Source organism: Sulfuriflexus sp. (assembly GCF_032250955.1).
GTDB lineage: Bacteria > Pseudomonadota > Gammaproteobacteria > AKS1 > AKS1 > Sulfuriflexus.
On record NZ_JAVVES010000046.1, the window covers coordinates 1 to 24,303 of the forward strand.

Annotated in this window: 23 protein-coding genes; 14 read left to right on the forward strand and 9 right to left on the reverse strand. The window is 55.3% G+C overall.

Annotated features, from left to right (window positions below; all coding sequences use genetic code 11):
• Positions 1–113: 113 nt before the first annotated feature.
• The 4 genes from RQ738_RS09330 to RQ738_RS09345 all read left to right on the forward strand — a co-directional run bounded on the left by RQ738_RS09330 (position 114) and on the right by RQ738_RS09345 (position 6,808).
• The gene (locus RQ738_RS09330) at positions 114–938 is read left to right on the forward strand and encodes a restriction endonuclease (protein ID WP_314164674.1); all 825 of its coding nucleotides are present in this window, start codon (positions 114–116) and stop codon (positions 936–938) included.
• A 152-nt stretch (positions 939–1,090) separates the two neighbouring features.
• Positions 1,091–1,852 carry an HNH endonuclease gene (locus RQ738_RS09335; RefSeq protein ID WP_314164676.1) on the forward strand — a complete coding sequence of 254 codons (762 nt, stop codon included), beginning with the start codon at positions 1,091–1,093 and terminating at the stop codon, positions 1,850–1,852.
• A 407-nt stretch (positions 1,853–2,259) separates the two neighbouring features.
• Entirely contained in the window at positions 2,260–6,246 is a 3,987-nt protein-coding gene (gene hrpA / locus RQ738_RS09340; protein ID WP_314164678.1) for an ATP-dependent RNA helicase HrpA, read from the forward strand.
• A gap of 40 nt (positions 6,247–6,286) precedes the next feature.
• On the forward strand, positions 6,287–6,808 hold the full coding sequence (locus tag RQ738_RS09345; protein ID WP_314164683.1) for a TrmH family RNA methyltransferase: 522 nt from the start codon (positions 6,287–6,289) through the stop codon (positions 6,806–6,808).
• 55 nt (positions 6,809–6,863) lie between these two features.
• Here the strand turns inward: RQ738_RS09345 and RQ738_RS09350 are convergent, their stop codons facing one another.
• A complete protein-coding gene (locus tag RQ738_RS09350; RefSeq protein ID WP_314164687.1) occupies positions 6,864–7,325 on the reverse strand; it encodes a hypothetical protein in 462 nt (153 codons plus the stop codon).
• A 31-nt stretch (positions 7,326–7,356) separates the two neighbouring features.
• Positions 7,357–7,944: a TetR/AcrR family transcriptional regulator gene (locus tag RQ738_RS09355; RefSeq protein ID WP_314164689.1), complete on the reverse strand. Its 588-nt coding sequence runs from the start codon at positions 7,942–7,944 to the stop codon at positions 7,357–7,359.
• Positions 7,945–8,072: 128 nt separating this feature from the next.
• Between RQ738_RS09355 and RQ738_RS09360 the strand changes: the two genes are divergently transcribed.
• The 3 genes from RQ738_RS09360 to RQ738_RS09370 all read left to right on the forward strand — a co-directional run bounded on the left by RQ738_RS09360 (position 8,073) and on the right by RQ738_RS09370 (position 10,587).
• Complete coding sequence (locus tag RQ738_RS09360) at positions 8,073–8,720, forward strand: peroxiredoxin-like family protein (RefSeq protein WP_314164700.1); 648 nt, start codon at positions 8,073–8,075, stop codon at positions 8,718–8,720.
• 94 nt (positions 8,721–8,814) lie between these two features.
• A complete protein-coding gene (locus RQ738_RS09365) occupies positions 8,815–9,585 on the forward strand; it encodes a peroxiredoxin-like family protein (protein ID WP_314164712.1) in 771 nt (256 codons plus the stop codon).
• 123 nt (positions 9,586–9,708) lie between these two features.
• On the forward strand, positions 9,709–10,587 hold the full coding sequence (locus RQ738_RS09370) for a 3'-5' exonuclease (RefSeq protein ID WP_314164716.1): 879 nt from the start codon (positions 9,709–9,711) through the stop codon (positions 10,585–10,587).
• 106 nt (positions 10,588–10,693) lie between these two features.
• Here the strand turns inward: RQ738_RS09370 and RQ738_RS09375 are convergent, their stop codons facing one another.
• Both RQ738_RS09375 and RQ738_RS09380 read right to left on the reverse strand, forming a co-directional pair.
• Positions 10,694–10,942 carry a hypothetical protein gene (locus RQ738_RS09375; protein WP_314164720.1) on the reverse strand — a complete coding sequence of 83 codons (249 nt, stop codon included), beginning with the start codon at positions 10,940–10,942 and terminating at the stop codon, positions 10,694–10,696.
• A 3-nt stretch (positions 10,943–10,945) separates the two neighbouring features.
• A complete protein-coding gene (locus tag RQ738_RS09380) occupies positions 10,946–12,274 on the reverse strand; it encodes a DEAD/DEAH box helicase (protein ID WP_314164730.1) in 1,329 nt (442 codons plus the stop codon).
• 393 nt (positions 12,275–12,667) lie between these two features.
• On the opposite strand from RQ738_RS09380, the gene RQ738_RS09385 reads away from it, so the two are divergent.
• Complete coding sequence (locus RQ738_RS09385) at positions 12,668–13,189, forward strand: Slp/YeaY family lipoprotein (RefSeq protein WP_314164735.1); 522 nt, start codon at positions 12,668–12,670, stop codon at positions 13,187–13,189.
• Positions 13,190–13,207: 18 nt separating this feature from the next.
• On the opposite strand, the gene RQ738_RS09390 is transcribed toward RQ738_RS09385, so the two are convergent.
• A complete protein-coding gene (locus RQ738_RS09390; protein ID WP_314164739.1) occupies positions 13,208–13,867 on the reverse strand; it encodes a site-2 protease family protein in 660 nt (219 codons plus the stop codon).
• Between the two features lie 138 nt (positions 13,868–14,005).
• Between RQ738_RS09390 and mltF the strand changes: the two genes are divergently transcribed.
• The 5 genes from mltF to RQ738_RS09415 all read left to right on the forward strand — a co-directional run bounded on the left by mltF (position 14,006) and on the right by RQ738_RS09415 (position 18,906).
• Positions 14,006–15,397 carry a membrane-bound lytic murein transglycosylase MltF gene (mltF, locus tag RQ738_RS09395; protein WP_314164745.1) on the forward strand — a complete coding sequence of 464 codons (1,392 nt, stop codon included), beginning with the start codon at positions 14,006–14,008 and terminating at the stop codon, positions 15,395–15,397.
• A gap of 133 nt (positions 15,398–15,530) precedes the next feature.
• Positions 15,531–16,013 (forward strand): DsrE family protein, encoded by a 483-nt coding sequence (locus tag RQ738_RS09400; RefSeq protein WP_314164750.1) that lies wholly within the window; start codon positions 15,531–15,533, stop codon positions 16,011–16,013.
• Positions 15,997–17,019 carry an MBL fold metallo-hydrolase gene (locus RQ738_RS09405; RefSeq protein WP_314164755.1) on the forward strand — a complete coding sequence of 341 codons (1,023 nt, stop codon included), beginning with the start codon at positions 15,997–15,999 and terminating at the stop codon, positions 17,017–17,019. The genes RQ738_RS09400 and RQ738_RS09405 overlap by 17 nt, the downstream gene beginning before the upstream one ends.
• Positions 17,020–17,349: 330 nt before the next feature.
• On the forward strand, positions 17,350–18,474 hold the full coding sequence (locus tag RQ738_RS09410) for a metallophosphoesterase (RefSeq protein ID WP_314164760.1): 1,125 nt from the start codon (positions 17,350–17,352) through the stop codon (positions 18,472–18,474).
• Between the two features lie 63 nt (positions 18,475–18,537).
• Positions 18,538–18,906, forward strand: coding sequence for a YajD family HNH nuclease (locus RQ738_RS09415; RefSeq protein WP_314164765.1), 369 nt, complete (start codon positions 18,538–18,540; stop codon positions 18,904–18,906).
• Between the two features lie 51 nt (positions 18,907–18,957).
• On the opposite strand, the gene RQ738_RS09420 is transcribed toward RQ738_RS09415, so the two are convergent.
• The 4 genes from RQ738_RS09420 to RQ738_RS09435 all read right to left on the reverse strand — a co-directional run bounded on the left by RQ738_RS09420 (position 18,958) and on the right by RQ738_RS09435 (position 23,868).
• Positions 18,958–22,011, reverse strand: coding sequence for an efflux RND transporter permease subunit (locus tag RQ738_RS09420; protein WP_314164769.1), 3,054 nt, complete (start codon positions 22,009–22,011; stop codon positions 18,958–18,960).
• Positions 22,008–23,159: an efflux RND transporter periplasmic adaptor subunit gene (locus tag RQ738_RS09425; protein WP_314164772.1), complete on the reverse strand. Its 1,152-nt coding sequence runs from the start codon at positions 23,157–23,159 to the stop codon at positions 22,008–22,010. Before RQ738_RS09425 ends, RQ738_RS09420 begins: the two co-directional genes overlap by 4 nt.
• A 152-nt stretch (positions 23,160–23,311) precedes the next feature.
• A complete protein-coding gene (locus RQ738_RS09430; RefSeq protein WP_314164775.1) occupies positions 23,312–23,653 on the reverse strand; it encodes a YdbL family protein in 342 nt (113 codons plus the stop codon).
• A gap of 17 nt (positions 23,654–23,670) precedes the next feature.
• A complete protein-coding gene (locus RQ738_RS09435; protein ID WP_409929542.1) occupies positions 23,671–23,868 on the reverse strand; it encodes a YnbE family lipoprotein in 198 nt (65 codons plus the stop codon).
• Positions 23,869–23,975: 107 nt separating this feature from the next.
• Here RQ738_RS09435 and RQ738_RS09440 point away from each other — a divergent pair.
• A partial coding sequence (locus RQ738_RS09440; RefSeq protein ID WP_314164780.1) for a transposase occupies positions 23,976–24,303 on the forward strand: 328 nt, incomplete at its 3' end.

Sequence of the window (24,303 nt, forward strand, 5' to 3'; positions counted from 1 at the left end):
GCGCATCAATCAACCTGGTTACCTTATTTTCTCGAAGCTTACTGCTTGTCAGGCTTATGTTAACGGGACAGCAGTGAAAAAATATAAAAAAATGATCTGATTATCACAACACTATGGCAAGAAAAAACCAAAGACTTTTCGTCGATTTAATGGATTTAGCTGCAATGTTGCCGTGGTGGCTATCATTTCTTTTAGCAGGAGTGATTTATCTGATACTGAGTAATATCTCTCTCGAGCCAGTGCAAACAGCACAAGGCGCAGCTCCTGATATTCCTAACTTAGTAATCGGCACGATGCTTATAATGCTTTTCGGCCTTCTTAAGTATGTAATACCGATAGGGTTTGTCATTGGTGGCCTTAGCTCACTGTTCAAGCAGGTTGGCAGGAAAAAGTTATACGGTTATGCCCGTCATGGAGAAGATCGATCTGTATTGGAAGCAATTAGCTGGCGAGAATTTGAAGTTTTGGTGGGTGAGGCATTCCGGCAACAAGGTTATTCAGTCAAGGAAACCGCAGATGGCCCTGATGGAGGAGTTGATCTGGTTATCACAAAAGAGGGTGAAACTTATTTGGTGCAATGCAAGCAATGGAAAGCGACCAAGGTCGGCGTGGCCAAAATACGAGAACTGTATGGTGTGGTCGCAAGCCAGGGAGCAGCAGGTGGCATATTTGCCGCTTCAGGGGACTATACTCAGGAGGCGAAGGCCTTTGCCAGTAAAAACAGAATCAGATTAATTGATGGCAATGAGTTATATGCCATGATTAAAAATGCGCAAGAAGCCAGACCTGCCCCGACAATCGCGGTCCTTGATGATGTCAGATGCCCGCTTTGTAATGGCGCGATGCTCGAACGAATGGCCAGACGAGGCGCAAATGCAGGCAACAAATTTTGGGGTTGTAGTGACTATCCAAAATGCCTAGGAACTCGAGATTTCTAGAGAATATCGCAAGAACATCTGCGCCGCTGGAATATGGTGTGATGTGCATAAGAGATAGCAGTACCAATATTGTAGATAGATATAGTTACCCGGAAGTTTGAGCGCGTTCTCAAGTGATAAACTTAATTATAAAATAAATCGAGTATAGATTAATGGTGCGACGGGATTGGGGCAGGGATGAACAGCTTTTAGCTCTGCGGCTTTATTGCTTGTTACCTTTTGGTCAATTACATCAGAAGAATAAAGAGGTGATAGCTGTCGCTACAGCTATCGGGCGAACACCTTCAGTAGTAGCCATGAAAGCTTGTGACTTTGCCAGCCTGGATTCTGCAATAACTCAAAACGGATTAGGTAATTCAAGTCGTGCGGATAGAGTTTTATGGGAGTCGTTTATGAATGACTCGGAAGCAGTTATTGGCGATGCAGAAGAATTGTTTCAAAAGTTAGTAGTGACGAAAGTTGTTGATGCTGATGAATTATTGCCTATTATTCCGCAAGGGCCTACTGAGTCTGTTAGAGAAGTGCGTGTCAGGCGTGTGCAACAGTTTTTCAGAAATTGTGTCTTGATTGGTTATAAAAATCAGTGTGCAATATCAGGCCTTGATATCCCAGGTCTTCTCATCGCAAGCCATATAATACCGTGGTCAGAAAATGAATCTCGTCGAGCAGATCCAGCAAATGGTGTGGTCTTGAACTCCTTGTATGATGCTGCTTTTGATAAAGGATTCATGACGTTCGATGATGATTTTCGGGTCGTATTATCAAGACGAATTATTGAAAGTGTAAAGACTAAAGAGCTTGCAAGTATATTGTTTGATATAAAGGGCAAGCCCATGACTATGCCATCCAGGTTTCTCCCGGATATTTCCGCAATAAGATATCATCGAAATAACATATTCATAGATGATGTTTAAAGATGGGGCCAGGATATTTTTGTGGAACATGTAGCAAACTATAGGTCTTAATCTATGATTAATAATCAAAGGATTGTCGAGTGGCTTCAGCTTATGCAAAAGATTGGATGATAAGTTGCAAGTTATGGCGTTACCCATTATTTTGCGGATTTGGATTATCGTAAGCAATTTTCATGTTTATTTTCAGGCAAACGCAGCCTGACTGATGATGAAAGACAAATTGTCGAGCAGGAAGAAGGCTGGATTCTTGGTGTTTAAAATAAGCCGTATTCAGGCAGGGATTTTTTGACTTTAGTAGAAAGCACTCTGCTTCTCCCCGGATGTCATTGATATATCAAATCAGAGACTGCTCCCTTCTGAAGTATCAGTTTCAACTTGCTGTCTGTTTGCAGTAAAATGCCTGTCCGATGAGCATTCCCCCAGAAGACCTTCAAAACCTGATAGCAAAGTGCATGTTACGAGACCGGTTCCGGTTTCGCCGGCGTTTAAAGCAGTTACAACACCCGAAGGATAAAAAGGCTGATGTCGCCAGCCAGTTGGCAAAGCTGACGGCGGATATCGAGGCATCTGCCGGGCTTTGCACCGAGCGCCTGGCGGGTTTGCCCGTGCCTGCCTTTCCGGAGCATTTGCCGGTTTGTGAACAGCGCGAGGCGATACGCGAGGCCATCCAGCAGCATCAGGTGGTGGTTATTGCCGGTGAAACGGGCTCCGGGAAGACCACGCAGCTGCCGAAGATCTGCATGGAGCTGGGGCGGGGGGCGGCGGGCCTGATTGGCCACACCCAGCCACGGCGGCTGGCGGCGCGGAGTATTGCCGAGCGGATTGCGCAGGAACTGCAGACCGAGCTTGGCAGCGCGGTGGGCTACAAGGTGCGTTTCAAGGACAGGGTCGGCCCCGGGACATACCTGAAACTGATGACGGACGGTATCTTGCTCGCAGAGATACAGGCTGATCGTTACCTGAATGATTATGACACGGTGATCATTGACGAGGCCCACGAGCGCAGCCTTAACATTGATTTTCTGCTGGGTTATTTCAAGAAGCTGTTACCGAAGCGCCCTGAACTGAAACTGATCATCACCTCGGCAACGATTGATACGGGGCGTTTTTCCCGCCATTTTGATAACGCCCCGGTGATCGAGGTCTCCGGCCGTACCTATCCGGTCGAGCTGCGTTACCGGCCCCTGCTCGAAGACAAAGAGCCTGATGCCAAAGGGGCGGCGGATGACACAGACGTCGTGCCGAGGGATACCCAGCAGGCGATTCTTGATGCGGTGGATGAGCTCTCGGCTATCGATACCGCGCAGGGCAGGAGTCCGGCGCACATCCTGATCTTTTTTAGTGGCGAGCGGGAGATCCGCGAGGCGGCGGAATCACTGCGCAAGCATCATCCACCCCAGACCGAGATCCTGCCATTGTATGCCCGCCTGAGCGCGGCCGAACAGAATCGCGTCTTCAGTCCGGCCAGGCACCGGCGCATCATCCTGGCGACGAACGTGGCCGAGACCTCGTTGACGGTGCCCGGTATTCATTACGTGATCGATACGGGTGTTGCCCGGATCAGCCGCTACAGTTACCGCAGCAAGATTCAGCGTCTGCCGATTGAGCCGATTTCCCGCTCCAGCGCCAATCAGCGTAAGGGGCGTTGCGGTCGTATCAGTGAGGGGGTGTGTATCCGCCTGTATTCGGAGGCGGACTTTAACAACCGCCCCGAGTTTACCGAGCCGGAAATCAAGCGCACTAACCTGGCGTCTGTGATCTTGCAGATGGAGCTGCTGCGCCTCGGGCATATTGAAGACTTTCCTTTTATCGAGCCGCCTGACTCACGCTATATCAAGGACGGCTACAAGTTATTATATGAGCTGCGCGCGGTTGATAAACACAATAATGTCACGGCGCTGGGCAAGGAAATCGCACGCCTGCCGGTAGACCCGAAGATCGGTTGCATGCTGGCAGCGGCAAAGAAATTCGGCTGCCTGCAGGAACTGTTGATTATCGGCAGCGCCCTGAGTGTGCAGGACCCGCGTGAGCGCCCGGTGGACAAGCAACAGAAGGCCGATGAAAGACACCGGCTCATTAATGACGCCTTTGATGATGAAGGCGATGATGCCGGTGACAAGGACAACAAGGCCAGGCAAGACAAAAGGTCAGACTTTTTGTTTTATCTGAAGCTGTGGCGGGTCTATGAAGCGCAGCGCAGGCACCTTAGCCAGAACAAGCTGCGCAAGTTCTGCAAGGAGCATTTCCTGTCTTATAACCGCATGCAGGAGTGGCGGGATATTTACCAGCAACTTGCCGTGTTGTTTAAGGAGCAGGGCGCCCGGCTCAATACCACCGATGCCGGTTATGAAGCCATCCACCAGGCGTTGCTGTCGGGTCTGTTGGGAAACATCGGCAACAAGTCGGTAGAGGGTAATGAGTTCCTGGGGGCGCGTAACATTCGTTTTTATATCCACCCCGGTTCCTGGCAGGCCAGGAAGCCACCCAGGTGGGTCATGTGCGCCGAGCTGGTGGAAACGACGCGCCTCTACGGGCGAATGGTGGCGCAGGTCGCGCCGGAATGGATCGAAGGCCTCGCCGGGCACTTGATCAAACGCAGTTACTCTGAGCCACACTGGCAGAAGGGGCCGGCGCAGGTCTCGGCGTATGAGCGCACCAGCCTCTATGGCATTACCCTGTGCCCGAAACGGCGCATCAACTATGGCCCCATCGATCCGGTGTTGTCACGCGAGCTGTTTATCCGCGAGGCGCTGGTGCAGGGTGACTTTCATACCCGCGCCTCGTTCTTCAAATACAACCAGTCGGTGATCGCCGAGATCGAGGCGCTGGAAGACAAGGGCCGCCGCCGCGACATCCTCGTGGACGAGCAGGCGCTTTATAAATTCTACGACGAGCGCATTCCTGCGGATATTTATAATGGCAAGGCGTTTGAGAAGTGGCTCAAGACCGTGCAGCAAACCAGCCCCGAAATGCTTTACCTGCAGAAAGAGGCGCTAATGCGGCACGAGGCAGGGCATATCAGCGAGGGCCAGTTCCCCGGCACGATGGAACTCAATGGCATCACCCTTAAACTGGATTACCACTTTGACCCCGGGCATGCCGAAGACGGGGTCACGGTTATTGTGCCGCTGGCCATACTCGGTCAGTTACGCGAGCAGCCGTTTGACTACCTGGTGCCTGGCCTGTTGCGTGACAAGGTGATTGCGCTGATCAAGTGTCTGCCGAAGGCGCAGCGCAAACTGTTTGTGCCCGTGCCGAACTATGCCGATGCCTTTCTCCAGGCCGGTGGTGACCGGGCATTGCCCTTGCTCGAGAACCTGGCGGCGCATATGCAAAGGGTCAGTGGCCAGGCCATTAAAAGTGATGCGTGGCAGCTGGATAACCTGCCCGCGTTCTATCATATGAACTTCCGGGTGATTGATCAGGATAGCCAGGTGCTGGCGGTGGGGCGTGACCTGTCGGCCCTGCAGGAGGAACTATCGGGCCTGAGTGAGGAGCTATTGTCGACATTACCCACCTCGGGTATAGAAAGGGAAGACGTTAGTGGCTGGGACTTCGGTGATCTGCCCGAGGTCGTCGAGCTCGAACAGCACGGACTGGTGATCAGAGCCTACCCGGCGATTGTTGATGACAGCGATGATGGCGAGCATGTCGCTGTCCGCCTGTTCAGCGATGCCGGGCAGGCAAGGGAACAGATGCGACCGGGGTTGCGGCGCCTGTTCAGGCTGGTCGCGCGGCAGGAAATGAAGTACATGCGCAAACAGCTGCGCCACCTGGATAAAATCCAGTTGTATTATGTCTCCATCGGCAACAAGCAAGACCTGCTCCAGGACCTGGAGGATGCCATTATCGACTATGCACTGTTTGCCGACGTTGACGATATCCGATCAGAGGCAGCGTTCCACACGCTTGTCGCCGAGGCGAAGAAGAGACTCATGCAGGTTGCCAATGACACCTGCGACACGCTGCATGCCAGTCTCGTGCAACACCACAAGATCGTCAGGCGCCTGCAGGGCAATCTTCCCCTGGCCTGGTTCGATGCGGTCAAGGATATTCGGCAACAACTCGGTTGCCTCGTCTATGCAGGTTTTATCAGCGCCACGCCACGCCGCTGGCTGAAACACCTGCCGCGTTACCTGGAGGCCATTAACCTGCGGCTGGAAAAGCTGGAGCGGGCGCTTGATGCAGACAGGAAACGCCAGGCAGAAGTGCACAAGCACTGGAACAGAGTCTATCATCAGATCGGTGATGCCCCGCAGCAAGTACTCAGCCCGGAATGGGAGCTTTATCGCTGGATGGTTGAAGAAATGCGTGTATCATTGTTTGCACAGGAACTAAAGACATCCATACCGGTATCAGTCAAGAAGCTGGACCAACAGGCCGCGCTGCTTTAGGCGGCACTATGTATAAGAAAAAACAAATAACTCAAAACACATGCAAGCAGCAAGCGTCAGTATCGGTTTAATCAACCCCAAAAGCCCGGATAATGTCGGCTCGGTCATGCGCGCGGCGGGGAACTTTCGCGTCGATAGCGTTTTCTATACCGGCAAGCGTTACCCGCGAGCCCTGATGCGCAACCCGGCGATTCCTGATATGCGCCGCCAGGTGGGGCAGGCGATCCCGTTGACGGGCGTCGATTGTCTTCTCGAGGCGGTGCCGACGGGCATGCAAGTGGTGTGCGTCGAGTTTGCCGAGGATGCTATCGCCTTGCCGGACTATCAGCACCCGCCGCAGGCCTTTTATATCTTTGGCCCGGAAGACGGCACGATTAGCCAGCAGGTGATCGACCGCGCCGATGCGGTCGTGTATGTGCCGACCATCGGTTGCATGAACCTGGCGGCGACGGTGAACGTGCTGCTTTATGACCGCCTGACGAAATCTCCCTGCGGCATGGCCGGCAACGCGCTGGTGCTGGAAAGCCGTGATGTGAATAACCGCCTGAAGGTAAGAAATTAATTCACTCGCCTGAATCTTCCCCGGGCAACACGCAACATTTTTCTGTGAGCGTGCATCAAGGCCGGGGCGGTTTGCCAACATAGAATTCACCGTGCCAGCGGTCATGATGGTAGTCGAGATCGAGTCGCGAGGGCTTCATCTTGCCGGCCGCGGCGGATTCAAAGTCATGCTGCACGGGAAAATGCTGCGCAAATTCCTCCGGGCTGCAGGAGGTGGCCTGCACGGTGCGGAACAGCACCTGCAAGCGGGTGTCAACGGGGGTGGCCTGTGGTTCAGCTTGCTCGTGGAACAGCACGCGTTTTTTGACCACGCAGCTGAAATACAGCTGCATTTCCACACGCAGTGGCGTCTCGCGTTGTGCGAGTGCCTGCTCGGCACGGTCGGTCCAGCGGACCTCAACCGGTGTGTCACGTATGCTCACCGTCTGCTTAAGTCGGTAAGGGTTACGGTGCCGATCGATGGCGCGCCACAGGGTCTCCAGGGAAGGGAGTTCAAAGTAGCCGGAATGTCTGTTCACGTGTGTCTCCTGTTATATGCCACTGCGGCACTCAGCATTCGTCGAGCAGGGTCAGTATTTGCTGTAACACGGCCTGTGAGCGCTGCGGATCGGGTGCGGTCACCCCGAGGACGCGCAGGCCCCAGATGCTGTTCATGAGAAAGACGGCCAAGGCCCTGGGGTCCTTGTTGGCAGCGAGTTCGCCGCTTGCCTGGGCTGCCTGAAGGGCTCGCAGGAAGTGGCCTTCGACCGTGTCGAAATGCCGGTTTATGTGCTCGCGCACGATCTCATTGTGGCCGGCCAGTTCCAGCGCGGTATTGACGAGGAAACAACTGCGCATGGCCTGTGCATCTGCCGAGTCCCTGGCAAGCTGCTGAAAATAGCCGCGAATACCCGCCAGTGGTGAGTCGGCGGCGGCCAGCGCCTGGCCGATGCGCGTGGCACCCTGTTCCCCGTAATAATCAAGTGCAGCCAGAAACAACCCCTCCTTGGATTTGAAGGCCGCGTAAAGGCTGCCGGGCTTGAGCTGCGTGGCCTCGACCAGGTCGGCAATGCTGGTGGCGCAATAGCCGTGGGCCCAGAAGGCCTGCATGGCCTTTTCCAGCACATTGTCCCGCTCGAATTGGATGGGTCTCGCCATAGGAATGGGCCTCGAAATTTCCCTGATTATAAATTGTTGAACGCTTGCTCAAATTAATTATTGAATAAATATTCAATATAGTCCAGAATTATAGAACGTTCATTCAATAATAGATAGAGGGCAGTGTAATGGGTGTTTTGACAGACGAGATCGAGGCTTACAACATGGGCATGCAGGAACAGGTACCTGCCGAGACACTTGCTACCATGGCCAGCTGCACGGCGGCATTAAAAGACACGGGGCTGGAAGACCGCGCCCTGCATACGGGCGATACGATGCCGGATTTTGTCCTGCCGAACCAGCACGGCGAGATGCGCCGCCTGTCAGATTACCTCGCCGCGTCGCCGGTGGTCCTGAACGTGTACCGAGGTGGCTGGTGTCCTTACTGCAATATGGAAATGCGGGCCCTGCAGGCGGCGTTGCCGGAAATCGAGGCGCAGGGCGCACGGCTTGTCGGCATGTCACCGGAGACACGGGACAAGGCCATGTCCACCGCCGAGGTTAACGCGATCGATATCGATATCCTGAGTGATGTCGGCAACAAGGTGGCGGAGCAGATGGGGCTGGTGTTCGAATTGCCCGAGGCCCTGCGCGCTGTCTACGACCAGTTTGGTCTTGATATCCCTGCCTATAACGGTGATGACAGCTTCAGGTTGCCGGTGCCCGCCACCTACATCATTAACCGGGACGGGATGATCGTTTATGACTTCGTCAACGTCGATTACACCCGGCGTGTGGAACCGGCGGTCATTATCGAAAAACTCGCCGCGTTGTAAGACGGGGAGACAGTAAGACAGCCGGGTCCACAGGGTCCGAATCAGCGTCCGCCAGTTCGCAGGCGCCAGGTATCGCTCACGCAAGGAAATTCTCATGAAAATTTTTACACAGAAGATAGGCAGTATGGCCGTTGGGTTTTTTGTATTGAGCCTCCTAACGGGCCTGCTTCAGGCTGAGGAGCCTGCAGATAAAGATCAAAGCTATGCGGCAGCCCTGGAAAAGATGCAAGCTGAACAGGCAAGGCAAGGCGGTTCAAAATTCACGCCGGAAGAGCGGGCTGTCATGCAACGCTCTGCCGCCACGCTGGCGGCAGAGCTGCCCGTACCTGGTCTGGTGACAGGCGAGCGCGCCCCTGATTTCACCTTGCCGAATGCCTTCGGCAAACCGGTGTCCTTGTATGCAGAACTGAAAAAAGGCCCGGTCGTGCTGGTCTTTTATCGTGGTGCCTGGTGCCCGTTTTGTAACCTGCATCTGCACAAGTTGAAACAGGCACAACCGGAATTTGCCCGTTATGGGGCGCAGCTAATAGCGATCACACCGCAAAAGCCGGATCGTTCCGCCGAGCAGATAAAAAAAGATGGATACACCTTTGAGGTCTTGAGCGATCTCGACAGCAAGGTCATGAAGGCCTACAACCTTTATTTCGAGGTGGCGCCGGAACTGGACAGTGTTTACCGGAAACATGGCCTGGATATCGCGGCCTTTAATGGTCCCGGGCGTACCGTATTGCCAGTGCCCGGCAGTTTTGTGATTGACTCTGGCGGCATTGTTCGTGCCGTGCATGCCGATATCGATTACAAGCAACGTATGGAGCCGGCGATGATGATCAAAACCCTGCAGGCGCTCCGCCAGAGCAAGCAGTAAACCCGCAGCAGAGCCGGCCGGGAATATGTTTGGGTATCCGATCAGCAGGATGGTACTATTTTAAGAGGTGATTACACTGCCGCTGGAATAGCAACCGCACTTGCTGAAGAAGAGCCCATGATAATGAATGACTGCATCCAACAACTCGAGGCCACGGGTGACTATCGCGTGATCAAGCGCTTTACGCCCGTGGCCGCTTACTGTGAGCCGAACGAGGCGCCGAAGCGGATCGGCATCTTTCTTGATACCGAGACCACCGGCCTGGATGTCGAGACTGACAAGGTCATCGAGCTGGCCATGGTGCCGTTCGAGTTCGACGCCTCGGGGCGCATCTACCGCTTGCTGCCGGAATACAATGGCCTGAATGACCCCGGGATGCCGATCCCGGAGATCGCGCAACAGATCACGGGCATTACCGATGAGATGGTGAAGGGGCAGGCGATTGATTTCGCAGTGGTGAAGCAGTTGCTGTCGCAAGCGGCGATCGTTATTGCCCACAATGCCCGCTTTGACAGGCCGTTCTGTGAAAACCTGCTGGATGAGTTCAAGGCGATCTCCTGGGCGTGTTCGATTGCCGATGTGAACTGGCAGGAAGAGGGTATAGAAGGCGTCAAGCTCGAGTTCCTGGCCTACAAGTACGGCTTTTTCTTCGAGGGCCACCGCGCCACGATTGATTGCCAGGCCGGCATAGAGATTCTGTCACGGCCGTTACCGGTCTCGGCTGAACCGGTCCTGAAACGCCTGCTGGAAACGGCGCGGCGCACGGAGATCCGCCTGTGGGCAGAGGGGGCGCCGTTTGATAAAAAAGACCAGTTGAAAAAACGCGGCTACCGCTGGAGCCCGGGCGAGAACGGCAAGCGCAAGGCCTGGTACAGGGACCTGCCGGAAGACGAGCTCGACGCGGAGATGCTTTACCTGGGGGCGCAGATCTATTCCCGCGAGATAACCGAACTGCCCATGGACAGGTTCACGGCGATGTTGCGCTATTCCAGCCGGCTCTGAAAGCGGCCGACGCGACGGGGCGCACATTGAAGTGCCGCCGAACAATAAAAAAGCCGGGTGCTGAATGCACACCCGGCTTTTTAATGCAGCAACTAATGAAAAAAACCTATTTCTTCTTGCGCGGGGCGTAGGTTGAGCCACCCTTGCCGGTGCGTGAATTAAGATCTTCAACAAACGCTTCAACGTGTTCGGTAACCGACTTCAGGGTCCCGGCCTTTTTGCCTTCGATGCGGGCACTGCCTCGCTGGCCGACCACATAACGATGCCAGTTGTCACCGTTCATCCCTTCAGGCGCGGAACTCTTTTCAACCGAGATGAGACTGTATCTGAGCCTGTTGATTTCATGTTCTGCCATGACTTAACGTCCTCGTTGTTGGCTTTGCCCGGCATTCGCCCTGGCGCGGTTGCCATTGTTACTGTTATTGCCGTTACGTGCCGAGGATTGGCCGTTGCGGCGTTGTGACGACGGGCCCGGTTTGCGTCCGCCACGGTTGGTATTGGCGGGGCGGCTGCCACGGCCCTTGTTAATCGGCTCGGCGCGGATGCTCGGATCAGGTTCATAACCCTCGAAGGTTATCGAAGGAATGTTACGCTTGAGAAGGCGTTCGATGTCTTTCAGCAACTTCAGTTCATCGACACAGACCAGTGACATGGCCTCGCCTTCATTGCCGGCACGGCCGGTGCGGCCGATGCGGTGAACATAGTCTTCAGCGACATTCGGTAACTCGTAGTTCACCACGTGCGGTAACTGATCAATATCGATACCACGCGCGGCGATATCGGTGGCCACCAGTACCCGTACCTTGCTGGCCTTGAAGTCAGCCAGGGCTCGGGTTCGCGCACCCTGGCTCTTGTTGCCATGGATAGCGGCTGCGGTGATGCCGTCGGTGTTGAGCTGTTCAGCCAGACGATTGGCGCCGTGCTTGGTGCGCGTGAACACCAGCACCTGTTGCCAGTCGTTGCCGCCAATAAGGGCGGACAGCAGTTCACGTTTGCGTACCTTGTCTACCGGGTGCACGACCTGAGTAACGCTTTCGGCGGCTGTGTTTTCGCGTGCGACTTCAACCAGCGCCGGGGTCTTCAACAGGTCATTGGCGAGTTGCTTGATCTCGTTCGAGAAGGTGGCCGAGAACAGGAGCGTCTGCCGTTCCTTGGGTAACAGGGCGAGGACCTTGCGGATGTCGCGGATAAAACCCATGTCGAGCATACGGTCGGCTTCGTCGAGGACGAGGATATCAATCTTCGACAGGTCGACTGAACGCTGACCGACGTGATCCAGCAGGCGACCCGGGGTCGCCACGAGGATGTCGACACCCTTGACGAGTTTCTGTTTCTGCGGGTTGATACTGACACCACCAAAGACGACGGTAGACTTTAATGGCAGGTGCTTGCCGTAGTCCTCGACGCTTTCATGCACCTGTGCGGCGAGTTCGCGGGTCGGTGTCAGCACCAGTGCGCGCAGCGGGCGACGGCCATTTTGCGGCGTGGTGGTTTCCATCAATCGTTGTAACAGTGGCAGGGTGAAGCCGGCGGTTTTGCCTGTGCCGGTCTGGGCGCCGCCCATGATGTCCCGACCTTCGAGAATGAGGGGAATGGCCTGCTGCTGAATGGGGGAAGGTACGCTATAGCCTTTGTCGGATACAGCACGGAGTAATTCGGCCATCAGGCCGAGGGATTCAAATGACATGCTTGGATGTTCTCCAGAGATCGGCCTACCCAATACAAAATGGTCTGGGACGGTCTAGGCGGAAATTTACTTGTGTGTTTCGAGGCAAGCCGGAAAGGGTCGCCGCGTTTAAATAAGGTGCAGACCGAAGTGCACCTGTGCAAGAGCCGTCATTATACCAGAAAAAACACGAGCCGGGTCAGAATATTGGGCCTCTCCGTGACTTTACACACAAAATCAGTCGTTTTGTCGCATTGGCGCAGGCCGGTATCCACGGAATGACAGGGCAGGGTCAGGAACAGAATAACCACCCCGGCCGTATTTTCCCCAGCTATTGTTCTGCCACGGCGGCATCTATCCTTAATTATGTATTGAACCTGCCTTTTATCTATCTGTTGCCTGCGGAGGCCGCCGATGAGACACACCTTCCTCGTTACCATCCTGCTGATCACCAGCCTGGCCCTGGGTGCCTGTGCCTCCATGCCGGCTGAACTGGCGGCCGGCGGACCTTATCTGCAGATCGCCCCGGCGCAGGCACAGGGCGGGGAATACGAACAGCAGCGGGTGCGCTGGGGCGGTAGCCTTATACAGACCTTGCCGCAGGGACAGCGAACCTGCTTTGAGGTGGCCGGGTTGTCGCTGGATAAATGGGGCGAGCCGCTAGAGAGCGATATCTCCACGGGACGCTTCACGGCCTGCGCCGAGGGTTTCTACGAACCCGCCATCTACAGCCCGGGCAGGCATGTGACGTTCACGGGCCGTATTCAGGGCCGCGCGACGCAGCAGATCAGCGAGCGCCGTTTCGAGTTTCCCAAACTGGAAGCCGACAGGGTCTACCTATGGCCGAAGCGCAGTGAGATGATTTACGTGCCTTATTCAACCTACTGGCACCCGTATGGGGATCCATATTACTGGAACTATCCACGCTGGCCCTGAGCGGGTCCTTGTCCGTTATTAACGCAAACCGGTGAGGGTCTGGATAAGCAGCATAATACTGTTGACGACCGGACCAATCACCTGCCAGAGAACACCGCTAAGCAGTAATGCCAACAAAATAAACAGGCCGTAGGGTTCGACCCGGTCAAAAATACGGCTCAGACGGGGCGGCAAGAGGCTGCTTGCAAGCCGGCCACCGTCGGTGGGCGGGATCGGCAGGAGATTGAAGACCATCAGCACGATGTTGATGAGGATCCCGAATAACCCCATATACAGGAACGGCTCGCTGATATAACCGAGGTCAGCCGGCAGCAGGCTGGCGATCTTCGCCACCAGCCCCCAGCCGATGGCCATGAGCAGATTGGCACCGGGACCCGCCGCCGCGACCAGGGCCATATCACGTTTCGGATGCCGCAGGTTGTTCCAGTTGATGGGCACGGGTTTGGCCCAGCCAAACGCAAAGCCGACGGTGAAGATCAGCAGTGCCGGCACAAGGATGGTGCCAACAGGGTCGATGTGTTTGAGGGGGTTAAGGGTCAGGCGCCCCAGCATATAGGCGGTATTGTCGCCGAGCCGATTGGCGACCCAGCCATGGGCCACTTCGTGCACCACTATAGCAAACAGGGTCGGCAGGACGGCAATGGCAAATAACTGGTAAGGACTGAGTTCAGTAAACATGATGGCCGAAGTATATCAGTCATGACCACCGCTGAGGGGCAGAATACGCCAGTACCGATGGTGTGGCAAAACAGTAGTGAGCAAGACTATACTCTCAGCATGGCCATGGTGTTGATTTTGTAACGACAGCTTAAAATAATGAGATACAGGCGAGCATCGGAATTGAAGGGTGGAAAAGGACAAGGCCGGCGCTATACCGGTGCGGCCGGGCTCATGCTTGGCATACTCTTGCTGGCCGGTTGCGGCGAACCACCGGTGCCAGACAGTTTCCTCGAGAATGACAAGCTGGTTGTCGTCACGCGCAATGCCCCGACGACGTATTACGAAGGCCGCGATGGCCCGGTCGGTTTCGAGTATGAACTGGTGTCGGCATTTGCCGCGCACCTGGGCGTCGAGGTCGAGTTTGTTATCGAAGACAACCTTGCCGAGGTCCTCGCCAGGATGGAGCGTGGCGACGTGAATATGGCCGCGGCCGGCCTGACCTCGACTCGACAGCGGCAGGAGAGCTTCCTGTTTTCCACGCCTTACCAGGAAGTCACGCAACAGGTGGTCTGTCGCCGTGGCGGCGCGAGTCCTTCAAAACCGGCCGATCTGGTCGGGCTGGATATCGCTGTCGCCGCCGAGACGAGTTACGTGGAACGCCTTGTAAAACTGCAGCAAGGCATCCCGGAACTTGCCTGGCAGATCGCGCCTGAAGATGATACGGAGGTCCTGCTTGAACAGGTCTGGGAGCGCCAGCTCGACTGTACGATAGGCGATTCGAATATTGTCGCGATTAACCGGCGTTACTTTCCCGAACTCGCTGTGCGGTTTGCAATTTCTGAACCCCAGTCACTTGCCTGGTTGATGCCGAAAAAGGCATCGGCGCTGCAGGCAAGGGCCAACACCTGGCTGGCGAAATTCCGTGCCAGTGGTGAACTGGGCCAGTTGCGAAACAAGTACTACGGTTTTATTGATATCTTTGATTATGTCGATACGCGCACTTTCAAGCGCAAGGTTCAGCGTGTGTTGCCTCGCTACCAGGACAAGTTCCAGGCCGCCGCGCGGCAACACGACCTGGACTGGTCGTTGCTCGCCACGCAGGCCTACCAGGAATCGCACTGGCGACCACACGCCCGCAGCCCGACGGGGGTGCGCGGCATCATGATGTTGACCCTGTCAACAGCAAAGGAGGTCGGGGTTAAAAACCGGCTTGATGCCGAGCAAAGTATTTATGGTGGTGCCCGTTATCTGGCGAACTTGCGCAGCCGTTTGCCGGACAGCATAGAAGAACCAGATCGCACCTGGATCGCACTGGCGGCCTATAACGTCGGCATGGGGCATATTTATGATGCGCGTAGTTTGGCCCGTGAAAAGGACAAGGATCCGGACAGCTGGCACGATCTGAAAACGGTATTGCCATTGCTTGCCCAGAAGAAATACTATAGTAAACTGAAATACGGTTATGCGCGTGGTCGCGAGCCGGTGCGCTACCTGCAACGGATCCGGAATTATCAGGACATGTTATTGCAGGCACTCGCTACAAAATAGGCTGCCTGCACCGGGGTCATCGCCGATGATCGTCAAGCACATACCGCACCTCGTTTTGTCGCGGGGCAATCACAGAAGTCACATAGGCAAGAGTTTCCACAAGCCTTTTTTCCCAATAGTTAAGGAGAGATTCATGAAAAGAAGAATGTACCTGTTACTCGCCTGTATGCTGCTGTCTGCAAACCTGGCATCGGCTGCCGACAACAATGCGCCATGGGGTCATGCCAGCCTGGAAGAGGTTGCCTATAAACCCCAGAAGGTCGTCTATGACGTTGCGGTGTCGAGTGTCTCGGCATTCACCAATGTACTGGACCGGGTCAGTTACCTGAATACTATCTATCAGGCCGATCCCTTTGAGTCCTCTATCGTGATAGTGCTGCACGGGAATGAAATCCCGTTTTTTGCAATAAAGAATTATCCCCGGCATAAGGAACTCATGGCCCGTGCGCAGAGCCTGGTGAATAGCGGCAACATCCGTTTCCGTATGTGCAAGCTGGCAGCCCAGGGCCAGGGCTTTGAACCCGGTGACATTCACGGTTTTGTCGAGGTAGTGCCAATGGCCGATGCCGAGATCGTTCGCCTGCAACAGGAGGAGCATCATGCTTACATGCGATAACAGGTTGCTGCTGCCGGTGTGGCTGCTGTTAGGTTTGTTTACTCTGAGTCTGCCGCTCGCGGCCGCGCCAGTGGAGACGCCCTATGGCACGGTGAGCCTGCCTTTCAAGTTGCACCAGGTCCCTGATACCTCTGTCTATTATGTGATTGGTAAATCCGGTGTGCCCGGTTCCAACAATGAAGGGCATACCTCTAATGCGGGTTTTGTCGTCACGGCTGAAGGCGTGGTGGTTTATGATGCCCTCGGTACGCCGGCACTGGGTTACCGTCTGCTCCAGCGAATTCGTGAGGTAACCGACAAACCCGTACGAAAAGTGATTGTCAGTCATTATCATGCGGATCATATTTACGGCCTGCAGGCCTTCAAGCAGTATGCTGATGATCCCGAAGTCATCGCACAGCGCCTGGCCCTGGGTTATGTCGGGGGTGATCGTGCCAGTCAGGGTGAAGCCGGGCAACGGCGATTAAAACAACGTCGTGAGGTTCTGTTTCCGTGGGTAGATGAAAAAACTTTCCTGGTGCCGCCGGATGTGACGTTTGAGAAGGAGTATGTCTTTGAGCTGGGCGGCCTGACATTTGAAGTGCGTCACCTGGGCACGGCCCACGCGCCGGGGGACAGCATCATGCTGGTCAGGGAACCCGGTGTACTATTTAGCGGTGATGTAATCTACAAAGGCCGTATTCCTTTCCTTGATAGCCCGGAAACGGATGTGCGTACCTGGCTCAAGGGTCTTGACGACCTCGCCAACCTGGAACCGGCACCGCGTTTTATTATCCCCGGGCATGGTGAAGCGGAAACCGATGTTGCTCACGCGCTGGCCTTTACCAAGGGTTATCTTGAGTATGTGGTCGAGGCGATGCGCAAGGCCCTCCAGGAACTGATACCCTTTGATGAAGCCTACGATAATACCGACTGGTCGCGGTATAAACATATGCCGGCATTCAATGCGAGCAACCGTGGCAATGCCTACCGGATTTACCTGGAACTGGAGCCGGAGTTTTTCTGAAGCAGGCCGGATGCTTTATCCGACAAACGGGGCTCCCTGTTCACAGTTACTGCTGCCCCGTTAATTTCCTCTCCCTCAGGAAGAGGGTTAGGGTGAGGGGATCTTGATTTGATAACACATTTTGTCGGGCTTATGTTAATGGGACAGCAGTTGTTCACAGTAATGAAACTATTCGCAACCCGGATCGACCAGACCGGATGCGCCTCGGTACGAGGCTGCTTATAGATCGGCTACTTATACATGCCGGTTTTGTTATTATGCCGATGAACCCGGTTAACATTCAACGAGGCTGATTTTCCTGGCTACCTGTAGCAGGTCTATACGACTATTATGCGCTATCTGATTTTTGCATCACTTTTCCTGCTGGCAATGGCACTGATGAACATCTATACCTGGCGGCGGTTCCTGCGCCTGATTTCGCACCGTAAGGCAGGTTATCTGATCGCCATTCCCATCATACTGATGCTGGGGGATATCTTTTTTATCGTTGATGCGGCAACCGGTATTATCCCCGATTCGCCTGCCCTCTACAGGATTTCCAGCAGTTTTGTGGGCATCACCTTCATGCTGTTTGTCATCGCCATCGTTTATGACCTGACGATCACTGTCTCCAAACGGGTACCGGTAGATCATTCCCGGCGCGTCGTGCTGAAGCTGATCTTTGATGTGACCATGCTGGTGGCCGCGATTGCCTACCTGTTACGCGGCTTTAGCCAGGGGATCAAGTTTCCGACCCTGAACCGTGTAGATGTCAGGCTCAAGGATTTCCCAGTGGACGGTTTTAATCTCGTGCAGCTGACGGATGTGCATGTAGGGCGCACGATTCGGCGCGGCTTCATGGAAAAACTGGTGGCCAGTACCAATGCATTAAACCCGGACATGGTGGTCATCACCGGTGACCTCGTCGATTTGCCGATTAGCCGCATCGAACATGACCTCTACCCGTTAAAGGACCTCGTGGCCCCGACCTACTTTATCCTCGGCAACCATGAGTATTTTCACGGAGCCGGTGAGGCAGTGGCCTATCTTAAAGAGCTGGGGATTATCCCCTTACTGAATGAGCACGTCGTGATTGGCGAAGGGGATAAAAGGTTTAACCTGGTCGGGTTGAACGATATCTCGGGCCTGCGCGCGGGTTTTTACCCGCCGGATACGACCAGGGCATACGCCGGGGCGGATCAGGATAAATGTTGCGTGGTACTGGCCCATCAGCAAAAGATGATTTCGGAAATGAATGGCTGTCGCTGTGACCTGATGCTCAGTGGGCATACCCATGGCGGGCAAATCTTTCCGTTTGGCATGCTGGTTATGGCCGCGCAGCCGTATCTGTCCGGCTTGCATACGCATCGTCCGAGGCAACAGATTTTTGTCAGTCGCGGGGCGGGTTACTGGGGACCGCCGTTGCGCTTTTTGGCACCGAGTGAGATCAGCCAGCTGATTATCCGCCCGGCTTGATGGCATAATGGCTGCACAGGCGTATTTTGGGCAGGATTAAATATTTATCGTGTGGAGGATAGCGTGGTGAAACCGGATAATGACAAGTTAAACCAGGTGATAGCTGAATCTCGGCGTGCCAGCGAGGAGCGCGGCCAGGGTTACCGTGAACGGGCGCTGAAGATGTACCCGCATATCTGTGGTCGTTGTGCCCGCGAGTTTAACCGGGCGAATCTGCACGAATTGACCGTCCATCACCGTGACCATAATCATGATAATAATCCCGCCGATGGCAGCAACTGGGAGCTGTTGTGTTTGTATTGCCACGACAATGAGCACCAGCGGCAACTGGAGGCGCAGCGGGGCAATACCGCGAGCGCCGGCCCCGCCAGGGAGACCGCCACATATAATCCGTTCGCCGATCTCAAATCCATGCTGGACAAGGACAAATAAAGAAATGCCGCCTGGCGCGCCTGTGCCACGCGGCATTACCCTGTCGGTTTGCTATACGTTCACAGGTGTCTTGTCGAGGTTATGGTCTTTCGCCAGTAAGACATAAAAGGCTGGCAGGATGAACAGGGTAAAGAAGGTCCCGATGCCGAGGCCGGCGGCGATGGTCAGGCCGATATGGAAGCGACTGACCGCGCCTGCGCCGGTTGCCGCGAGCAGGGGGATCATGGCGACGATTAGGGCAATCGAGGTCATGAAAATAGGCCGTAGGCGAATGCTGGCGGCCTTCAGCACCGCGGCACGCTTGCCCAGACCCTCGCCTATCTGCAGCTTGTTGGCAAACTCGACAATAAGGATGCCGTTTTTCGCGACCACGCCGATCAGGGTGATAAGCCCTACCTTGGTATAGATGTTCAGTGACAGGGCGTTGACGTCAAAGACAATGAAGATAAGGGCCCCGGCGGTGGCCAGCGGCACGGAGACAAGAATGATCGCCGGGTCACGCCAGCTTTCAAACTGGGCGGCCAGCACCAGGTAGATCACAAGCAATGACATCAACATGGTGATGGTCAGGGCCGAACTCTCCTTGGCATATTGACGTGAGTCACCGAGGTAGTCATAGCCATAGCCCTTTGGCAAGTTCTGTTGCGCTAGCCCTGTTAAAAACCCGATGGCATCACCGAGGGCGACGTCGGGCGCGGTCACTCCCTGGATGGTCAGCGAATTCAATTGCTGTAACTGGGTACGCTCGGTCGGCTCCACCGTTTGCTTCAGTGTGACAATCGTCGACAACGGCACCATGTCACCGCTGGCGCTGCGCACATAATAATCCTTGAGCATCTCGGCATCGCGCCGGTAATCCCGTGACACCAGTGGAATGACCTTGTAACTACGTCCCTCCATGCTGAAACGATTCACATAACCGCCCCCGAGCAAGGTCCCCAGGTTGCGGCCGATACTGGCCATGCTGATGCCGAGATCGCCGGCACGGTCGCGGTCTATATCGACCGTGATAGTGGGGCGATCGATCTCGATGGATTTTTCCAGGAACAGGAACTGGCCACTGGCCATGGCCTGGCCTTGTATCTGATCGGCAACCTCCACGAGTTCTTCATAACTGCGATCAGTGGTCACCACGAACTGTACCGGTGCGCCGCGCGAGGGGGTGGGGATGCTCGGGCGTGGAAAGACGAAGCTGCGCAGACCGGCGATCTGGCCAAATGCGCCAAACAACGGTCCCTTGACCTCCTCCTGTGAGCGTTCGCGTTCCTCCTTGGGTATCATCTTAAAGCCACCGAAGATCTGCCCCGGTGTGCGGCCAAGAATGTAAAAGCTGTCGTTGTATTCCGGGAACGCCTCGAACTGTGTCTGGATCTGTTCGCCATAGGCCTCCAGGTACTCGAGGGTGGCGGTCCGTGGGCCGGTGGCACTGAAGAACAGGATCCCCTGGTCTTCATCGGGCGCTAGTTCGTTCTTGCTGTTCATGAACATCAGGTAATTAGATGCAAGAATGAGTACGCCGAGCATGGCCATCACGCCAACCACATTGAGGGTCTTGTCCAGCATCCGGCTGTAGCCGTTGGCGAAGCCGTTGAAGACTCTTTCCACGGCCTGTTCGAAGCGGCTTTCCTGACCGTGTTCCTTCAGGACGCGCGAGGCCAGCATGGGCGACAGGGTCAGGGCGACGATACCGGAGATCAGTACCGCGCCGGTCAGGGTAAACGCAAACTCGATAAACAGGGCACCGGTCAGGCCGCCAAGAAAACCGATCGGCGCATACACGGCGAGCAGGGTGGTGGTCATGGCGATAATCGGGACGGCCAGCTCGCGCGCGCCTTTCAGGGCCGCCTGCATGCGCGATTCGCCGAGCTCAATATGGCGGTGTACATTTTCGACGACGATGATGGCGTCATCAACAACCAGGCCGATGGCCAACACCATGGATAACAGGGTCAGCAGATTGAGTGAATAGCCGAGCATGTACATGACAAAGCCGGCGCCAATCAATGATAACGGGACGGCCACCGCGGGGATGAGGGCTGCACGGATCGAGCCGAGGGTGAGATAAATCACCACCAGCACAATGAGCATGGCCTCGATAATGGTCTTGTAGACTTCATTAATGGAAGACTTGATGAACTGGCTGGCGTCATAGGGGACCTTTACCTGCAGTCCTTGCGGTAACTGGGCGGCAATCTTCGGGATGAGATCATTCACGGCGTCGGCGACAGTCACCGGGTTGGCGCCCGGTGCCTGTTCAATGCCGATGAATACAGAGGGTATGCCTTTGTACCACGTCGTGGTGTCGTAACTATCCGCCCCCAGTTCGGCCCTGGCGATATCCTGCAGCCTGACCAGGGTGTCCTCATCGGCGCGCACCACCAGGTTGTTGAAGTTTTCCGGCGTATTGACATCGGTGGTAGCCGTCAGGTTGATGGTGACGTACTTGTCCTTGGTGGCACCGATACCGGCCTGGTAGTTATTACTGCGCAGCACATTAACCACATCCTCACCGGTCACGCCGAGGGCGGCCATACGCTGCGGGTCGAGCCAGATACGCATGGCAAACTGCGAGGCAAACAGGCGTGCCTTGGCCACGCCTGGCAGGGCCTGTAACTGTGGCTGGATGACACGAATGACATAATCGCTGATTTGTGGCCGCGGTGTGGTATCACTGAAAAATGCCAGGTACATGAGCGCGGTGCTGTCACCGGTCGTGGATTCGATTATCGGGTCTTCCACTTCGGCGGGTAACTCGCCGCGCTTGCTGGCGACCTTGGCCTGGATCTCGGCAATGGCGGCATTCGGGTCATAGTTGAGACGCATTTGCGCCTGGATGGTCGAACTGCCCTGCGCGCTGGTGGAGGAGATATAGTCAATGCCATCGGCTTCGGCCATGGCCTGCTGCAGCGGCGTGGTGATAAAGCCCTTAACCAGTTCCGAACTGGCGCCAGGATAGGCGGTGCTCACGGTAATAACCGTATTCTTGATGAGCGGAAACTGGCGTACCTCGAGCAGGCCTAGCGAGCGCAAGCCGAGTAACAGGATTAACAGGCTGACGACAGTCGCCAGTACCGGGCGCTGGATAAAAATATCAGTGAATTTCATTCGCTGCTGATTTCCTTGTCATCCAGCTTGACCTGGTTATCTATCTTCACGGGCATACCGTCGCGCAATTTCACGAGCCCGGCACGCACCACCCGGGTACCGACCGAAAGACCGCTGACCTGCACGCGGCCATCACGGGCTTCACCCGTTTTTATGGCGGTACGCTTCACCGTTGCTACACCCGTATCATTCTCGCTGATGACAAACACAAACGACCCGTAAGTATTAAAACTGATCGCCGTTTTCGGCAGGGTCAAGACGGTCTCAGCTGCATCGGTAATGGTGGTTACCCCGGCAAACATGCCAGGCCGGAGCATGCCGCCGGCATTGTCGAGGGTGGCACGGACTTTCAGAGTGCGCGTGCCGGTATCCACACCGGGATTCACGGCACTGACGCTGCCACTGAAGACTTCGCCCGGCAAGGCATCCAGTTTCAGTTTCACTACCTGGCCCGACTTGACCCGTGTCAGATACCGTTCCGGCAAGGTGTAGTCCGCATAGATAGGGTCAAGTGCCTGCAGGCTGACGATAGACGCGCCGGCCTCGAGATATTCACCGAGACTCACCTGGCGAATGCCGGCCAGGCCGGTAAAGGGCGCATGGATGATTTTGCGCTTGATCACTGCTTGCTGTTGTTTGACCCGGGCCACGGCGGCATCAAAACGTGCCCTGGCTTCGTCGAACTCCGATTTTGAGGTCACTCGCTTTTTCAGCAGGTCACTGGCGCGGTTGAACTGTACCTCGGCCAGTCTGCGTTCGGCCCGCAAGGCCTCCAGCGCGGCGACGTCAACGGAATCATCCAGGCGGATAAGGACCTGGCCCTGTTCAACCGGTTGCCCGGAAGTAAAGATGACCTCGCTGACAATACCGTTGACTTCGGTACTGACATCAATGCCATTGGTGGCCACGAGTGAGCCGACAGACTGCAGGGATGGCTCCCATTGTGCCTCGGTAACTTCGGTGGCCGCGATCACTGCCGGCGGCATGGCCCGGGACTGGGGCGCTTGTTGTTGCAGGTTTTGCCAGTAGAGAAAACCCGCCACGCCAGCGGTAATTATTACCAGTAAACTTACAGAAATTGTCCGTCGTTGCGGCATGGCCTCGTTGTCCTTGGTTAGTTCGCTGAGCGGGGCAGCAGAAATACACAATAAAAACCCATTATACAATATTCTGCGCGCTGAAGGCATATCGGCAGCGGTCGCACACAGAGGCTGTCAATAAGGTCGCGTGTCTCATGACAGAATGGGGGAAGAAGGAAAATCCAGAGCCCCGGCTTTCGATAACGGGTATGAAAAGGGGTCTATTTGCGCAGCCACTCCCCTGAAGGGGGGCGTACATATTGTCCGTGCGGGGTCTTATCGATGGCCGTTTTGCCGGCCAGCGTCTCGACGACCTGCAGGGAGGTACCATTTTTCCTGGCGATTTCCTGGTAGTGTGATTTACGCCGGTGATTAATATCATCGACGAGCGCCTGCACGCCAGCGGCGTTTTTAACGATGCCGAGATAGCCATTGGCCTGTTCGCCAACGTAGCCCTGGACCTTGGCGGTTTGCAGATCCAGTGCATGGGCATTACCGGCCAGCAGGAAGAAAAACAAGGCCAGTAAAAGGGGAATGTATCTTGGTGTGTGTGTATTTTTCATGGCTAAACCTTTGCTTGTCAAAACAGGCCACTATCCTTGCTGAGTACCTGTTCAAGGTCTTTTTCGACCTTGACCCTGATCTCATGTTCGATCTTGACGTTTAGATTAATCGTGATCGGCTTTTCGGGTGCTTCAACTTGCACTTTGTGGGTACAGGCCGCCAGCAAGGTGGCGGCGGCAAGTACGGCAAAGACGCTTTTCATGTGTGTTGTCATCGGTGTATTCTGCACTAATTGCCTGTTATGTTCCTAGGAGTCTGTCGGATTTAACCGGCAAAGCCGGTAGAATATGCGTATACAAACAATAACGGAACAAAACTACCATGTCAGGCAAATTCCGGACGATTGATCGAGATACTGCGTACCTATTACCCCCCTCGCTGCAAGATTGGCTACCTGAGAAACACCTGGCGCGGTTTGTGGTGGACATCGTGGAACGGCTGGATCTGAAAGAGTTGGAGAGCTGTTATGGCGGTGGCGGGAAGCAGCCCTATCACCCGGCGTTACTGCTGGCGCTGTTGTTTTACGGCTATGCCACAGGTGTATTTTCCAGCCGCAAGCTGGAGCAGGCGACCCACGATTCGGTGGCATTTCGCTTTATCACAGGGGACACCCATCCGGATCATGACACCATCGCCGCCTTCCGCAAGC